Raw genomic sequence first — 17289 nt, 5'->3', positions numbered from 1 at the left:
CCCACCGGCCGCCCAAAGTACTACACGAGAGTCTTTTACAACGTCAGCTGGCCCCGCTCCTCCTCGGTCAACTGCTGTTTCGCCTGTTCATCCAGCGCCCCTGCCCCCAACACCTGCACCGGGCTGTTCGGGTTGTATCCGGTCGCCGGCGCACGGCTTGCTCCATCGCGGTTCGGCGCCAGTTGCTCGTTGCCGAAACTCAGCACCTGCACGGTGAACACCGATGCCTGGCTCTGCCGCGCCGCTGCTTGCTGCTGACGCGCCACGTCCTCAGCGGCCTGGGTCGCTGAAGAGGCAGCGGAGCTTGCCGAGGTGATCGCCCCGGTGTTCACCGCCGACACAACAGGCACACCCGTCGCCTTGCCCTGCACCGAAATGTTGGCGGCGTTGACCACGGTCAGCGCGGCGATGTTGACGTTGCCCGAGACGCGGATGCCCGCCTCCCCCGCATCGATGGTGCCCAGCGGAGCAATCAGGTCGATGTCGCCGGGTGCCACTTCAGCGATCGGGTTGAGTGTGGCGATACCCGCGCCAGTGCTCGGCACCGATGGCGACAGGGTTACGTTGCCCCAGGTGTCGTACACGCGTTTCGGTGGGGTGTAGACCACCGTGGTTTTCGAGCCGCGACCGGCGTTGATGTCGCCCTCTGCCGACCAGCCCAGGATCGAGCCGCCGAAGGTGGTCATGATCCGGCTCTGCCCCAACAGAATACTGCCCTGCGAGTAGAGCTGAATGTTGCCCGAACCCTGCGTAATGATCCCCGCCGTGGACGGTGGTGCTGCGCCTTCGATGCCGAACACCTGACCGCCGCCCGGCGTGAGTATCTGAATGTCGCCGCCGAACAGGGTCTTGACCCCGGCACCACCGTACAGCGTGATGTCGCCGTCGTAGCGGAGCGGATTGCCCGCCACATCGGTGGTCGGGAACAGCGCGGCGATGGCGTTGCGACCGCGCAGGTAACTGCCTTTGCGCGGGCCGTCGACGTCGTTGTATTCCAGGCCGCCGGCGCGCAATTCGGCGAAGTACACCTGCCGCGCGAAGATCGCCTGCGCGGAACTCGGCAGCGCGACAAAGAACGCTTGCGCCTGCTCCTGATTGCCGCTGAAGCCGTAGCCGAGGCTGAGCCAGCTCTGCAACTCGTCGAGGTAGGTCTTGACCACTTTGCCCGGTTGCGCACTGAGCGCCACGTCCGTATTGGCAACGTTCTGCGGATTCAGATAACGGGCAATGAACCGCGAATAATCCGGCCCCTGCACACCAACCCCGGCCTGCAACACCACGTTTGCCCCCGCACGCTTGTCACCTGGCGCCAGCGGCCCGGTGCTGGTGATACTGGCGCGATCCTCCATGAGGATATTGCGCCCGGCATTGACTTCCAGCGTGCCGGGGCCGGCGATGTCGAAGCTGCTGTACAGAATGTCGCGCCCGGCTGAAACCTTCGAAACATCCCGTGGATCGTTATGCACGAACAGGTTGCCGGTGGAGTAGATCGTGTCCTTGGTGGTGCCGACCCCGTCCTTGGCAGACGTCGTCGGACTGCCCAGGTTGGTGCCGGACGCCACGATGTCGCGACCGGCCAGCATCCACACCGGGCCGGCAGCTTCGTACCAGGTACGCAGCGAATCACTCGCCCGCAGGGTCTCGCCGCTGCGCACGCCGACCAGATCGCCGGTCAACGCATAGAAGCGCGCAGGCCCCTGCACGTCATTCAGACCGGAATAGGTGTTACTGCCGAACGCGAACAGCGGGTAACGCCTGTTGGCATCGGCCGCGACGCCATCGCTGCCGCTGTTGCTGATGAACGGAGTTTGCGACTTGTTGCTGGCAAACCCGTTGAACGCCGGGGCGAACGGTGTGGCAATCGCCAACGGGCTGGCACCGGACTGGTTGATCGCATAGCCGCCGGCATAAATCGAATCACCGGCCAGCAACTCGAGCTGACCGGCAGTCGAAGGTGCCAACAGCAGCGAATAACCCATCGCCGGCGCTTCATTGCCCACCCCATAGGTGGCCGACGACCCGGCATAGATCGAACCTTGTGCGGCCACCGCACGCAGTATCGACGGGTAGACGAAACGGCTGTCGGTGGGCGAGGTGTTGTGACCGGTGAGTGGCCCGTTGGTATCGGTTTCGGCCAATTGCGTGCTCGGCGTGAGGTTGCCCCCGGCCGAGAACAGATCAATGGCCGTGTGCGCAGTCCACAGCGAGAAACCGCTGAGGATCCCGCCCTTGCTGGCCGTGCCGTCGCTGTCGAACAGCGGCGTGGCGTTCTGCAACTGCACCCGCCCCGGGTCCACCGCGCCCCCCAGCACCAGATCCCCCCGGGTGTTGATGCGCATGCCCGAGTCACCGGGTATCAGCACCAGGCCACCGGAAGCATTGCTGCTGGTCGAGGTAAACGGATCGGCCGCGCGGGTTTCACGGGCATCGTGAACTGACTTGTTCGCGCCGTATTGCAGGTTGATCCCGCCCACCGCGCTGCCGGTCAATTGCGCAGCGCCGCGCAGATTGATCAGGGCGCCTTGCAGGTCGTGCTTCGGCTGACTGGTACCCAGCGCACCCGCCCGGGCCTGCAATGACGGATTGAGCGTGCCGCCGATGCGAATATCCATGTCGCCGCCACCGGTCAACTCCAGACGGCCATCGCTGCCGACCCGACCGGTGCTGCCCACGGCGACGATCAGCCCCTGACTGCGCAGATTGACCCGGGAATCACCTAGCGGTCTGAGCATGCCGCCATCGTCACCGACGCGCAGACTGATGTTGCCGCCACCCAGCGTGCCGAAACCGGTGAATCCCACCAGGTATGGCGCGGCGTCGGCGCCTTCATCCGGCAGCGGTTGACTGGCGTAGCTGCCGAAGTTGATCCACCACGCGGTCGGCACATCGCTGCTGCCGGTGCCCTGACGCCACAGCCAGTTACCCACGGCCACGCTCGACTGCTGCTCCCGGTAAGTGCCACCGGTAGCGGTCTCCCGACGCCCCAGGCTGTCACCGGAAACAGAACCGCCAGCGCTGACCGTCAGGTTGCCGCCCATTTGCGGGTACCAGGCCTGATAAAGGCTTTCGGTGCCGCCGTTGACCCACTTCTCGGAGTCAGCACCAGCGCTGCCCAGCACTGATCCGTCATCCGACAGGCGTCCGCGCACTTGATTGAAACGTGGATCGACATCGCTCGACTGCGTACCGGCGGTGTACACGCCAAACGGCGAATTCATGCTCAGGTTACCCGCCGCCAACAGGTCCAGATCGCCGGTGCCGGTGCGCAGCACACTGAACATCTGGCTGTGGATTCGCGCACTGGTCGCCGGATTGCTCTCGACACAGACTTCCGGATAACTGTCGCACAGGGCCAAATACTCTTCGGGAATCGGCGCGTAATCCTGGAACCCGAACATATTGCCCGGCGCCCAGGTCCAGCGCGCCATCGGGGCACAGGCTCCCGGGTCGATGTCGCACAGCACCAGATACTCTTCAGGCACCGGTTCAAAGGCCGGAAAGCCGTACTGATTGGTCTCCGACCACACCGGTTTCGGATTGCCCTGCGTCACCTTGGCGCCGTAATGAGTGTCCGCCAGACGCAGGTTGCCTTCGCGGGTCAGCGGCTGCACCGCACGGTTATCCGCCGCACCCAAATCCGCGCCCGCCACCACGCGCATCGACCACGACGAGCTGCCCGCCGGCAACATGCTTGCCAGCGCCCAGTTCGCGCCCTGGCGTGTCCCGGCCAACGGACGCAGTTCGACGAAGGCAGCGCCGTCAGCCAGAACCACGTTGGTCATGGACGGAATCAACGAGCCGCGCAACAGCGCCAGCGAACCGCGCAACAGCAGGTTTTTGCTGCTGCCGGTATCGACGTCGAACGCCCCCGGCAGCGGTACACCTTTTGGCCAGTCGATCGCCTGCAAAGCGGTATTGCGGTTCAAGCGAATGCCGGCGCCCAGACGGCTGTTGGCGGGCAAGGTCAGGTTTTCGCTGAGCAGCGTTCCGGCGGCGTACAACAGATTGCCCGATGCGTCGTGCACGGCGCCCGCCAACACGGTGCCGGCATTGAAGGTATATGGCGTGGCCAGTTGCACCTCAACCGGCAACAGCGTGCCGCTGACCAGCGTGGTGGCCTGGATCGGCAAGTCGTAGTTCAGCGTGGTACCCGACGGGAACTGCGTACCCTCAGCCAGCGTCACGCCGGTGCCCGGCACAATCAGGTCGCCACCGAACGGTTGCACGCCCGGCAACAGTTTCCAGCCGGCATCGTCAGCGGTTTCCGGTGGCGGCGCGAAGCCGTCGTTGAGGCTGCCGTAGATATCCAGGTTACCGCCGGCGCGAATCACCAGACTGCCGGACTCGCCCGAGCCGTAGACGCCGGCGACATTCTGCGTGTGCGGGTTGAGGCTGGCATAGCGGTAACGGGACAGATCGATGTCGCCCTCCACCACCAGATCGCCATCGGCGGTTTTACTGGCGATCTCGACCCCGGGACGCAGATGGAACGCATCGGCGTAAGTGGCATTGTTCAGCCCCGCCAGTTTGCGTTGCAGCAGATCGGTGTTGCCCAGCGCGGCATTGATGAACGTAGTGCTGTCGCCATCGATACGCTCGAACAGGGCCTGATCGATCACTTGATAAGGCCGACCGCTGACCGCCGGATCGAGCCCATCGCGAGCATCGGTGTAACGTCGCATGCCATTGAGGCCGATCGAACGCGCGCCCTGAATAGTCAGGGTGCCGCTGGCATCGATGGCAATGTCGCCGACACCCAGGCGCGGTGCGTTCAGTTCCAGCGTGCCACGCAGCATCTGGTCATGCTGCCCCGCCAGATACCCCGGTACCGCATCGGTACCATGACGCAAGTCGATGCGTGCGCCGGAAGCCAGGGTCAACACGCCGTCACCGGAGTTGAGTTCGACCATCGCGCGGTTCGGCGCATCAATGATCTTGCCGTAACTGTCGACGCGCAACACGCGGCCATGGGCGTCGAGCACACTGTTGCCGGCCAGGGTCAGACCGTCCCTGGCCGACAGCCGAATGCTGCCGACACGCTCGCCACTGGCATCGATCAGACCACCGACCGTCAGCTTGCCGGCGTCCACCGATACATTGACCTCGCTCGCCTTCATGCCGTCGCCAATAAACAGATCACCTTGCTTGAGCTGCAAGCTGCGACTGCCGAAAACCTGACCGGCATTCAGACGCTGATTGAGGGCGGCGAACTGTTCACTCGCGTCTGCGCCCAGACGCTGGGCGCGAATCTCCACGCCACCGGACTTGTACGGCACCAGCGTGCCGCCAGCGTCGTAATAGCCGCTGCTGCCACCGCGAATTTCACCCTGCAAGTCGACGATGCCCGCCGCGCTCGCCAACGCGACCGCACTGAGGTTGCCGGCCTGATTGTTTTTCGCCGACAGGTCGATGCGCGAACCGGGCGCCTGGCGGATATTGCCACTATGGCTCAACAGCGACACATCGCCGCCCCAGCTGTACTTGCTGACATCGTTGAACGGCAAGGTGCGCCCGGCAAGGTCCAGCTGCGCGCCGCTGGCGAGGGTCAGATCGTGCTCGGCCGTGACCGCCAGTTTGCCGCTGGCCAGCGCGATACGACTGTCGAGCACAATGCGCTCGGCTTGCAGATTCAACTCGGCGCCCAGGGCATCCGCCGCGGCAGAATTGCCGGCGCCAGTGCCGCTGAGCGTCAGGTTGTTGCCAGCCTTGAGCAGGTTGACCGACGCCGCTTCGCCGGTAAGCAACGGCGTACGCAGATTGAGGTTGCCGCCGTTGTAGAGGTAGCCCTTGAGCGGATCGTAAGCGCCCTGTTCCTGATATACCGCCAGACTGCCCTTGTGGTTGGCGGTAATGCGTTCGCTGGCCGTCAGGTTGACGTTGGCAAACCCCAGCGCCAGACGGCTGTTGTGATCCAGCCCGTTCGGTTGCGGCATCGGGCCGTAACCCAGTTCGATACGTTGAGCCTGAATCTCCAGCGTGCCGCTGCCGGTGTCGGCGCCACCAGCGATCACACTGCCCGGATCCTGAGTCGCGCCGTTCCAGATCAGGTTGGCGGTGCGGATGGTCGCCACATCATTGGCATTGCCCGCCCCGTAAATCGCCGGGGTGGCGAGCAGCAGATTCTGCAATTTGCTCTGTCCGGTCTGCGGATCCAGGGTGTCGAGGGTCACGCTGCCGTACAGATTGAAGGCATCGCGGGTGGTCAGGCTCAGGGTTTCCAGAGCGGGCGCACCGAATTGGCTATCACCGCGCATCAGGCGATCCAGCACGTTCTGGTTCAAGGTCAGCCCGGCCGGCACCCGGTTACCCGCAGCGGCCAGCGCTTCGGCACTGCCGGCGTTCACCGCACCGACGGCCAGCGCCAGGTGACGCGTGCCGAAGCGCACCGCTTCGCCGAGTTCGAACTGTCGGTCGGTGGCGGCGGTAATGCTGCCGTTGGAATAGAGCTGGGTCGGGCTGTTGCACAGCCCCGTCGAGCAGACGCCGATGCGGATGTCGCCAGCGCCGAAAGCATTGCTGCCCGCCTCGGGAGCGAGCACGTTGGTCCAGCCGTTGGACATCACCAACAGGCTCGCGGCACCGGGCTGATAGATGTAGCCGGCCGTCGAGTCGTAAGCGACATTGCCGCGCCCCAGCGTGTTGATGCCGGCACCGGCTTCGATGGTGATCGCGCCCTGCGCGGAGTTGGTGCGCAACAAGACTTCCGGTGCCGAAAGGACGGCCCCCTGACGCAACACGATGTCGCTGGTGTCGCCAGTGAAGTTGATGATGTTGCCGGCGGTGTTGTAGTTCACCGTCGGCAACGCGCCGAGGGTCAAGCGTGCGGCGCCCAACTGGTTGAGGGTGTCGGCGTACAGCGAAATGCCGTCGAAATCCTGGGTCGGCGCCTGACCGGCCCCGAGGATTTCGAAGCGGGTGCGGGCGTTACCACTGCGCACCGCCGCCGTGCCGACCAGCCCTCCCTCGGCAGCATTGAATTGCGCGCGCCCGTTGAACTGCAAGGCGATGTCCTGCTCGCCACCGGCCACCAGACGCAAGTCCAGAGTTTTGCCGTCCATGGGTGCCAGCGCGCGTGGTACGCCGCGGCGTGCCGCATCGCTCTGAATGAACTGGGTGAAACTGGTTTCGTTGTATTGCGAGTAACGACGCAACACGTCGGCGGAGGTCAGGATGACCTGACTGGCGAGGCTGTCGCGCAAACCGGTGTTGGCGATCGACAGCTGCCCGCTGCTGGTCCATGAACCATTGCGCAGCGCCAACGCCGCTCCTGGTGCTGCCGCCGTCGCCTGGCCATTGACCTCGACCCGGAACGCGCCGGGCAACAGGGCAAAGGTCGAAGGCAGCAGCGTATAGGTGCCAGCGGCCAACCCCGGGACACCGGCACCGAGAGTGATTTGCTGGCCGATACGCGGATCAACCGCGCCGCCTTCGGCGAGCATCGGTGCGTAAATGCTTTGATTGCCCGGCACGATGGCGTACACCGGATTGCTCGCCAGCCCCGGCAGGCTGAACGTGCCGTCGGTGGCGTTGCGCACCAGCGGGTTGAACCGAGCATCGGTGGACCCGCCGCGTCCGGACACGAAACCGGCGCCACGCAGGTCACCGCCACCCGACAGATCAAGCAATGCGCCATGCTGTACATCGATCAATTGCGAGCGCATCGACACACCAGCGGTCTCGCCAGTGATGCCGTTCAACTCCACAGACTTGCCGTCATAGCGATAGTCGATGCCGTCGGTGGTACCGCCATAAGGCATGACCAATCCGGCGCCACTGACCGAGGTCACACTGCCGGGTAACAAGCGAACTTCGCGGGTGGTCGTCAGCAAATCGTCGCCCAGGGTGATCATGCCGAGCGGCGCACGAAGCACGCCGCCCTGCTCGATGTAAGCTGCTGAAAGTTCCAGCCTGCCAAACACCGAATACGGCATCGCTGCCGGTGCCGCGCCGTGGCCGCTGATGCGCAAGGTGTGTCGGGAAACCGGCACGGCGCCCTGATAACCGACGCGCACCTCGGCCTGAACACCACTGGCGGGATAGATCTGCGCAGCACTCAGGTTCAAGTCGCCCGGGGTCCACAACCGCGACTTCTGCGCGCCATCGGTCGGTGCCAGGAAACGCAGATCGCCACGGCTGTCGAGACTCACCTGCCCGAACGCCCGACGGCTGTATTCAGCGGCCGGCGCCTTGAGTTGCAGAATCGAACCCTGAGTACCGAACGACAGGCCATTGCCCAGATCCAGCAAGTCGGCCGAGGCGTTGAACTGCGCCTGCGACAACTGCGTGGTCGGGTTATTCGTCAAGCGTGGCCGAATCGCACCGACGATGCCGTAGTAGCTGCCAACACCGGACAAGCGCAGATACGGTGCGCTCACGTCGACACGCGTAGCGTCCTGCGCCGACTCAGCCAGCGACAGCGCACCGGCGTACAGGCTCAGACTCTGATTCATGTGCAAGTTGACGTCGCCATCGAATGACAGCAAGCCGTTGCTCAACAGGCTCAGATTATCGAAGCCGCCAGACATCAGGCCATCGGCGCTCAAGCGCGCCTGTCCATAGCGCAAGCCAGCGGCGCCCTGCCCCGGTCGCAGATCCGCCGCGAGCCGCTCTTCAGACATGCCTTGGCCGATGATCATCTCCCTCAGCGCTCGTACGCTGTTATCCGCCGAGTCGGCGTACAGCGGCGTTTCCAGAGCGATCTCCAGACGCCCGCCCGCCGCCCCGACGCCACCGGCCGTTGCCCGCAGATCACCGTCGATGAACAGGCCGTTGTAGGAACTCAGGCTGATGCGCCCGCCGTCCGTGGCGACGCGGGTCGGGCCTTGACCGGCGATGTCGAGCAGCGCTTCGCTGCCGGAAGCGTCCAGACGCGCGCCTTGGCGCACGATCACGTAAGCATCGGCCGCCGTGGCCGTGGCGAGTTTCGCGTCGATCTCGCCGCCAAGGATGATACTGCCGCCCTTGCCGACCTGACCGTAACGGCGCCCCAACGCATCGACGGCGGTGCTGGCCCGCCCGGCCACGTCGAGCACAGCGTGTTCACCGATCCAGATCGAACGGTTGTGTGCGTTCGGGTCAGCCTTTTGATCGGAGGTGGCCGGTTTGATCGAGCCCAATTGCTGCTGGCGAATGTCGATCGTGCCGCCCCAGGCATTGAGCTCGCCGTCCACGGTGATCTGCCCGGCCCCGCGCAGTTTGATGCTCTGGCCAGGATCGACACTGATGCGCGCGCCGCGGCCAATGCTCAGCGGGCTGTTGGCCGCATCGATCAGGTTGATCAGACTGGCCCCGCCTTGCAGCGTCAGGCTGGCACCGCCGCGCTGCGTCAGGACGCCCTTGGTCGGATCCTCCTGGTACAGCGCCGGCGTCCACAGCTCCAGCGCCGATTGCGGATCGACGCCGCTGGCCTGATTGGGTGCCGAATCCGCATAGCGATAGACCGGCATCGTCACATCAATCGCAGTACCTTCGGCGACGTCCAGGCCGTTCAAGCCAATGAGGTTGTAAGCCGAGAAACCCTTGCCGAACAGGTCCGCAGACAGTTGCAGAGTGTTGGTCGCGGGCAACGTGTCGGCCTGGCCGATCTGAATCCTGTTGGCCTGCACGGTCAGCGTGCCGCCACCCGTGACGCCATAGCCACGCAGTTCACCCTCCAGGCGCAAATGCGATTGGCCCGGTGCGGAAATCGCACTGGACTCCAGCGTCAGATCGCCGCCCTTGCCGCCCTGGGTCTTGCCGTTGGCGAGCAGCGCGCCGCCCGAAGAAACGTCGAGCAGGCTGTCAGAGGCAATGTCGATATCACCACTGCTGCGGATCGACAGCAGACCACCGTTGAGAGCGCCGAGGCCGGCGCTGGCGTCGGGATTGGTGCGCAGGTTGCTCCACACCCCACGGGTATCGAGGTGTACGCCTGCGGCCACCGCCACTTGCGTGACCTTGTCGGTTTTCGCCGTGAGCCGGGTATCGGTACGCTCGGTGCCATTGAACTGGTTGAGCACGTTGCCCAGATGCAAGCTGCCGCTGCGCGCACTCAGGTTGGCGTCAATCTGCACATCCGGCGCATACAGGGTGAGGTCGCCACCGTTGTCGACACCCAGCGCGCCAGCGACAGCGATCTGGTCCCGGGCCGCGACCTTGAGCGCGCCGAGACGGAAACCGTTGAGCTGATCGTTATCAAGAAACAGCTTGCCCTTGCGCAAGTCCGCCACGGCTCCGGTCAGATCCGGGTCAGTGCCGGTGACTGGACGCTGGCCGCCAATCTGCACTTGATCAAGCAGGGGATTGAGCGAGTACAACAGGCCACTGGCCGCTGCCACGTAGGCCGGGTCATAGCTGCCGACGATCAGTTGCGCACGACGCGCCAGTGCGTTCTGGCTCTGGTCATAACCATCAAGTACCGCTTGTGGCGCCTGGTTCTGCCGCTCGCCCTGATACACCTCGCCGAGCATCTGCCCATCGAGTACGGCGTTGGCGGTGGAGATCACCAGTTGCCCGGCGTCGCGTCCCACGGTGTAACCCGATTCGAAACGCGAGCGCGGCGCGATCAGCGGACTGTAGTAATAACGGGTCTGGCCCCAGCGCTCGCTGCTGTCTTCATAACCTTTGTACAGTCCGGTGTAGAGCAGATCCCCCGGGGCACGGGAGACTTCGTACAGTTTGCCGTCGGCGCCGCGCAGCCAGCTCTGGCGAATCTCGCCGCCCTGCACATCCAGTGTGCCGCCCGACAGATTGATCAATGAGCCCTTCTCGGTGACCACGTCATTGCCGGCAAAACTCACCGTACCGCCCTGGGCCATCCACTCGCCGATGCTGTGACCCTGAGTGCCGAGATAGCCGCCGACTTCAAGCAAGCCACCGGCCGTGTACCAGCGATCCGTGGCATAGCCGTTGGTGCCGGCCGGGACGTACACCAGCTCACGCACATCGACCCAGATGTCGTTGCTGTTGAGCGCGCCCTTCTCGCGGTTGACCGACGCATCGCGCTGCTCGTTGCCCTGCACGTTGATCTTGATGCTGTTGCTTTCCATCGCCACGTTGACGCCAACCGCACCTGACACATCAATCAACGCGCCGTCACGCACCAGGCTGCGGCGCTGTGCGCTGACAGCGACCTGGCCGCCGGTGGCCAGAGTGATCGAGCCGTTCTGGAACTCGACGCTGCCGCCGCTCTGGATCTCGATGCGCGACTGGTCGCCACGAATCCGGTTGTTCGCACTGACGCCGGTCAGGGCGGCGTCATGCTGGCTGTCGAGCGCCGTCAGGTCGCTGCTGTCGAGCATGATCGCCGTCGCGCTGCCCTGCCCCAGCGTGACGCTGCCGCTGCTGTCGGTGCTCGGGTTGCTCAGATGAATCGTGCCGCGTGTCGCCACCGAGGTGCTGGCGAGCAATACGCCGTTCTGCACCACCTCGTGGCCGGTCAGGGTGATGTCGCCGGTGGCGGACTGGATCAGGCCGTTGTTGCTGACCTTGCCCGCAGCAACGCCGGCCTTGAAGCCCGGAATGACTTCGCTGCCGAAGGTCGTGGACAGCGCATTGCCTTCGGTGCCCGAACCCTTGCGAATGTAGAAGCGATCACCGGCGGCCAGCACGGTCTGGCCCTTGGCGGTGCTGATGCTGCCGTCGTTCTGCACTTCGCTGCCGAGCAGCAAGGCATAACCGCCAGCATCGGTGGACGCCGCCGGTTTGTGCGTGGCGATGCTCGCACCACGTTCCACCAGCACCTTGCCGGCAGCCTCGGTGAACGTCGGCTGCGTGCCGTTGCTGTCGAAATACAGGCCACGTTCACGGAACTGGATGTCGGTGATATTCGCGGCGGCCGCCACCAGATTGCGCACGTTGACCTGACTGCTGCCGCTGAACACGATGCCGTTCCGGTTGATCAGCATCACCGTGCCGTCACCCTTGATCTGACCTTGAATCTGACTGGCGCGCGCATTCGGATCGTTGACCCGGTTGAGCACGGCCCAGTCCGACTGCTGGGCGAATTCGACGCTGGTGTTACGCCCGACGTTGAAGGTCTCCCAGTTGAGGATGGCCTTGTCGGCAGTCTGCTCGATCTTCACCGTGGTCTTGCCGTCGGCCTGAGTCTGTTGCGGGCCTTTGGCGTTCTGCCAACCTTGCGTGAGGCTGTTATCGACCTTCAGGCCACCCTCGCCCAAGCCATCCGGCACCGTTTGCACAGTGCCAAGCGCCGTGGCACGTCCGGCGGCCTGGGCTGCCTGTTGCGCGGCAATCGCAGCCACGGTGTTGTTCAGGGTCTGGATCGAACGCTGCAACTGCTGACTGGCTTTCTGCTGCTGCGCCAATGGCGGGGTCATTCCCGGCAAACCACCGACGCTCGGACGCGCAGCGGCTGCTTGCTGTGCCGCGCCCTTGGCGGCAAACCAGCCCGGGCTGAACGCCGTCTGCGCCTGCGCACTGCCCGCCACCAGACACAACGCCACGGCGTGTGCCAACGGCTTGAGCAACCACAGCGCCGGCTCCGCGAGTTCACGCTTGAATGACTGGGCGTTGCTACGACGACGGGATGGGCGAGCGAGCATCACTACGAGATCCTTTTGAGTTGCCACACGAGGCCGCAGGCCTGCAAAAACCTGCTGTTACGACATAGGCAGTTGGCGCGGCCCGCGACCGAACGGATGTCACACAAACTTCATGTTGGCGGAGTATTCGCGGGGCGCAGGCGACTTGTGCGGGCAAAAAAAATGGCAGCCCCGAAGGGCCGCCATTCGTCTTGCGGGTTGAATCGAACGTCTTACAAAGGACGACCGATGGTGTTGCAGACGCTGGTGTTGTTGATGTCCAGGTTGTAGCCGGCAGCGTTGCTGACGAATGTTTCGTACACCTTGGTTTTCCAGGCGGCAGGCACGGTCACGAAACCGTGGTTCTTGACCGCCAGGTCGTTGGTGGTGGTGTTGTAGTGCGTGGTCAGGAAAGCCTTCACGTCGTTGGCCACGGCTGCATCCTTGTAGCACTGACCGACGATGAAGTTGGTGTAGGCTGCCAGTTTGTAACCGATGGCCGGGTTAGCCACCACTGGCGACCAGCGAGTCGGGTCGGCAGCCAGGGCAGCGGTCGAAGGTGGGGTCACCGAAGACAGTGCCAGTGCAACGTTGGCGGAAGTTGGCTGAACGTTGTTGACGCGGGCAACCAGCGCGTTGCTGGTGGCGTCTACACCGTCCGGACCGACATAGCCGAGCGAACCGTCAACCGCGGCCACAGCAGGTGCCACGTCAGCAGTGTTGGCGACGCCAACCCAGTTCGATGGCAGGGTGGAACCGGCTGGACGGGCGTTGACGAACGTCGAGTTGGTGGTGAACTTGGTTGGGCAGACCGCGTTCAGGTGACGGGTGAGGATTTCCGAAGTACCGCTGGACACGTTGCGATAAACGATGCGGATCGGGGTGGTGTCAGCAGTGCCCAGCAGGCCGCCCCAAGTGGTGACGGAGCCCGAGAAAGCGTCGCACAGTTGAGCGCTGGTCAGGTTCAGCGCGGTCTGACCGGATTTTTTGTACGGGATGGCAACCGAAGTGGCAACCGATGGCAGCTGGATCAGCGGGCCGTAGGCAGCGCCGAAGTTGGTGTTGTAGGTGCTGATTTCCGAAGCGCTGAGTACCGAGTCGCTACCGGCGAAGTGCACAGTACCGGTGGTGCCGAAGCCAGTGGCAACGTTGGTCAGGAAGGCAGTCTTGCCGGCACCGCTACCCACGGCGGCGTAGCTGAAGTTGACAGGCAGGATGCTGTCGGCCGAACCTTTGTACAGAGCGGCTGGCAGAGTAGCGCCACCACCGGTAACGGCCATGGCTTGAGCGGAAGCCAGCGCGGCGACGGTCAGGGAAGCTGCGATCAGAGTGCGCTTGAACATGAAGAATCTCCTTTTCAACGATGGTTGTGAACACAGGTTTTCAGGGGTCTTGCATGACACTGGGAAGACTCACCGCTGACCTTCGCAAGCGGGGTCCGTGGTTAAGTCGCACTGAGAAATTCGCAGTTTCCGGTGACAGATAAAGGAAAAAACCTCGGGAGCTGCGGGCTGATTTTCCGGTGGTTTTCTCGGGTGTTTGTGGGGGATTGCGAGGGGTCTGGATCGGGGGTTTTGCTGAAACTGGCTGCAGCCGTTGCGGGGTGGTTGCAGATGACAGAAAGGAGAACCCGAGGATGGGGGAAATCAGGGTCGGGTGATGCTGAAGTCCTGGAAAAAATCTGAATAATTTATTGCCCTGATGGGCCTCTTCGCGAGCAAGCCCGCTCCCACAGGGGAACGCATTTCAAATGTGGGAGCGGGCTTGCTCGCGAAGAGGCCAGTCCAGACAACCTCAAACCCTCAGACACACCACTACTGGACCAACTGGTTGATCTCAATGATCGGCAACAACACCGCCATCACAATCACCAGCACCACCCCGCCCATCACCACGATCATCAGCGGCTCGAGCAACGCGGTCATGCCCATTGCCCGCCGTTCGATATCGCGGGACAGAGTCTGCGCCGCCCGTTCGAGCATCGGCGGCAGTGCGCCGGTTTTCTCGCCGCTGGCGATCAGGTGAATCAATACCGGCGGAAACACATTCTCCACCCGCAGCGCCGCCGCAAGATTTACCCCTTCACGAACCTTGGCCGTGGCGTCGCTGACACTCAGACTCAGGCGATCATTGGACAGCGTCTGCCGTGCCGCCTCCAGCGCGCGCAACAACGGCACGCCGGCACCGCCGAGAATCGCCAGCGTCGAGGCAAAGCGTGCGGTGTTCAGGCCCAGGACGAAACGTCCGATCAGCGGCAATTTCAGCACCCGATGATGCCAACTCAAACGTGCCGCCGGATTGCGCAGGTACAGGCGCCAGCTCCAGAAAGCGCCCGCGATCAGCGCCGCACATAACCAGCCCCACGCCCGAATGAAATCACTGGCGGTGAGCATCGCCAACGTCAGCCCCGGCAAGTCCTGCCGCGCCTGGGAAAACGCACTGACCACCTGCGGTACCACGTAACTGAGCAAGAAAATCACGATGCCGATCGACACCAGCCCGACCACCCCCGGATAGATAAACGCAGTCAGGATCTTGCCGCGCAGGTTATTGCGCTCCTCGATGTAATCCGCCAGTCGCTCCATCACCTGCGCCAGATCACCGGACTCCTCCCCGGCGGCGATCAGCGCGCGGTAGATCTCGGGAAAATCCCGTGGCCGTGCGGCCAGCGATTCGGCCAGACGCATGCCGCTGCGCACGTCTGCACGCACTGCACTGAGGGTGTGGGCGATGTGTTTTTTCTCGGCCTGCTCCACCGTTGCGCTGAGTGCCGCTTCCAGCGGCAGGCTCGCACCGAGCAGACTCGCCAGTTGCCGCGTAGCCCAGGCCAAATCGTTATCCGACAGGCGCGCACTGAACAGGCCACCGCCGCCATGCTGGGCGACGTTGCTCTCCTTGTGCACCGATAACGCAGTCAACCCACGGCTGCGCAACACGCCAAACGCGGCGCCCTGACTGTCGGCTTCCAGATGCCCGGACTCGATCTTGCCAGTGGCGTCGGCGGCTTCAAAACGATAGCGATTCATCAGGCGTCCCGGGTCACACGGAGAATTTCTTCAGGGGCGGTGGCACCGCTGCGAATCCAGCGCTCGCCGTCCTCGCGCAGGCTGAACATCCCGGCCTTTGACGCCGCCGCACGCAAGGCCTGCTCCCCTGCCCCTTGGTGAATCAGGGTGCGGATGTCGTCGTCGATGCAGAACAATTCGTGGATGCCGGTACGGCCGCTATAGCCGGTGTGATTGCACGCTGGGCAGCCCACTGGCCGCCACGTTCCCGGCGCAGCCGGATCTTCCTGTTTGCACTCTTTGCAAAGGCGTCGCACCAGACGCTGGGCCAGCACACCAAGCATCGACGAGGCCAGCAGAAACGGTTCGACACCCATGTCGATCAAGCGATTGACCGCCGACACCGCGTCGTTGGTGTGCAGCGTCGCCAGCACCAGGTGCCCGGTGAGCGAGGCCTGCACGGCGATTTGTGCGGTTTCCAGATCGCGGATTTCGCCGATCATGATGATGTCCGGGTCCTGGCGCAGAATCGCCCGCAAGGCCAGGGCGAAGGTCATGTCGATCTTGGCGTTGACCTGAATCTGGCTGATCCCCGGCAGGTCGTATTCCACCGGGTCTTCGACGGTGAGGATGTTGCTGGTGCTGGCATCCAGGCGCGCCAGCGCAGCGTACAGGCTGGTGGTCTTGCCGCTGCCGGTGGGGCCGGTGACCAGCACGATGCCGTGGGGCTGGCGGATCAAGTGATCGAGTTTGGCCAGCACCTGCGCGTCCATGCCCAGTGTTTCCAGATGCAGGCGCCCCGCCTGCTTGTCGAGCAAGCGCATGACAACGCGTTCGCCATGCCCGGTGGGCACGGTCGACACGCGAATATCGATCGGCCGCCCAGCCACACGCAGCGCGATACGGCCGTCCTGCGGCAAGCGTTTTTCGGCGATGTCGAGCTGGGCCATGATCTTGATCCGCGACACCAGCGCGCCGTGCAGCGCCTTGCGCGGCGAGACCACATCACGCAGGGTGCCGTCGACCCGGTAGCGCACCACCGAATGGGTTTCGAACGGTTCGATGTGAATGTCGCTGGCCTCGTCCCGCGCGGCCTGCGTGAGCAAAGCGTTGATCATGCGGATCACCGGCGCGCCGTCCTGAGTGTCGAGCAGATCGGTGATTTCCGGCATGTCCTGCATCAGCCGGTCGAGATCGACTTCGTTCTCCGCCGCACCGACCACAGCGGCGGCGCTGCCGGTGTCGGCATAGGCGGTGGCGAGCAAGCCGTCGAGCTCGTCATCGCGCACGCGCTTGAGCGAGGTTTCACCGAACTGGCGCCGCACCTCACTGATCGACCAGCCCGGCGTCGATGGGCACACGGTCAGCACGCCGTCGCACAACAGAATGCGCTGGGCCTTGGCCCAGGCGTAGGGAAGCGCACTCATCTCATGCCCTCCCCAACCCCAGGGTCTGTACATGTTTGTGTGGCGAGGGAGCTTGCTCCCGCTCGGGGGCGAAGCCCCCGTAAATCCGGCATGCAGGGTGTATCTGGAAGAATGGGGTAGCAGGTTTTAGGGCTGCTGCGCAGCCCAGCGGGAGCAAGCTCCCTCGCCACAGGAATGTTTTTCAGCTTGCGGACCGAGTTCATGGCCTTGGACCAAGCGCAGGGAAGCGAACTCATCTCATGCTCTCCCCAACTCCAGGGTCTGGACATGTTTTTGTGGCGAGGGAGCTTGCTCCCGCTCGGGGGCGAAGCCCCCGTAAATCCGGCATGCAGGGTG

At 63.9% G+C, this 17289-nt stretch carries 4 protein-coding genes; all 4 read right to left on the bottom strand.

Features of this window, described 5'->3' with window-relative positions; translation table 11 throughout:
- Nucleotides 1–35: 35 nt before the first annotated feature.
- The 4 genes from LCH64_RS00510 to gspE all read right to left on the bottom strand — a co-directional run bounded on the left by LCH64_RS00510 (nucleotide 36) and on the right by gspE (nucleotide 16953).
- A complete protein-coding gene (locus tag LCH64_RS00510) occupies nucleotides 36–12542 on the bottom strand; it encodes a filamentous hemagglutinin family protein (protein WP_226499157.1) in 12507 nt (4168 codons plus the stop codon).
- A gap of 212 nt (nucleotides 12543–12754) precedes the next feature.
- Nucleotides 12755–13864, bottom strand: coding sequence for a substrate-binding domain-containing protein (locus LCH64_RS00505; protein ID WP_226499156.1), 1110 nt, complete (start codon nucleotides 13862–13864; stop codon nucleotides 12755–12757).
- A gap of 471 nt (nucleotides 13865–14335) precedes the next feature.
- Nucleotides 14336–15547 carry a type II secretion system inner membrane protein GspF gene (gene gspF / locus LCH64_RS00500; RefSeq protein WP_226499155.1) on the bottom strand — a complete coding sequence of 404 codons (1212 nt, stop codon included), beginning with the start codon at nucleotides 15545–15547 and terminating at the stop codon, nucleotides 14336–14338.
- Nucleotides 15547–16953, bottom strand: coding sequence for a type II secretion system ATPase GspE (gene gspE / locus LCH64_RS00495; protein ID WP_103486397.1), 1407 nt, complete (start codon nucleotides 16951–16953; stop codon nucleotides 15547–15549). The genes gspF and gspE overlap by 1 nt, the downstream gene beginning before the upstream one ends.
- Nucleotides 16954–17289 lie beyond the last annotated feature (336 nt).

This window comes from Pseudomonas sp. MWU16-30322 (assembly GCF_020515535.1).
In the GTDB taxonomy this organism is placed as follows: domain Bacteria; phylum Pseudomonadota; class Gammaproteobacteria; order Pseudomonadales; family Pseudomonadaceae; genus Aquipseudomonas; species Aquipseudomonas fluorescens_H.
This window is presented reverse-complemented; position numbering and strand designations above follow the sequence as displayed.

Bases quoted from the DNA above. Each gene is read 5' to 3' on its own strand.
- gspF (WP_226499155.1), bottom strand. From the start codon at position 15,547: ATGAATCGCTATCGTTTTGAAGCCGCCGACGCCACTGGCAAGATCGAG.
- gspE (WP_103486397.1), bottom strand. From the start codon at position 16,953: ATGAGTGCGCTTCCCTACGCCTGGGCCAAGGCCCAGCGCATTCTGTTG.
- LCH64_RS00505 (WP_226499156.1), bottom strand. From the start codon at position 13,864: ATGTTCAAGCGCACTCTGATCGCAGCTTCCCTGACCGTCGCCGCGCTG.
- LCH64_RS00510 (WP_226499157.1), bottom strand. From the start codon at position 12,542: ATGCTCGCTCGCCCATCCCGTCGTCGTAGCAACGCCCAGTCATTCAAG.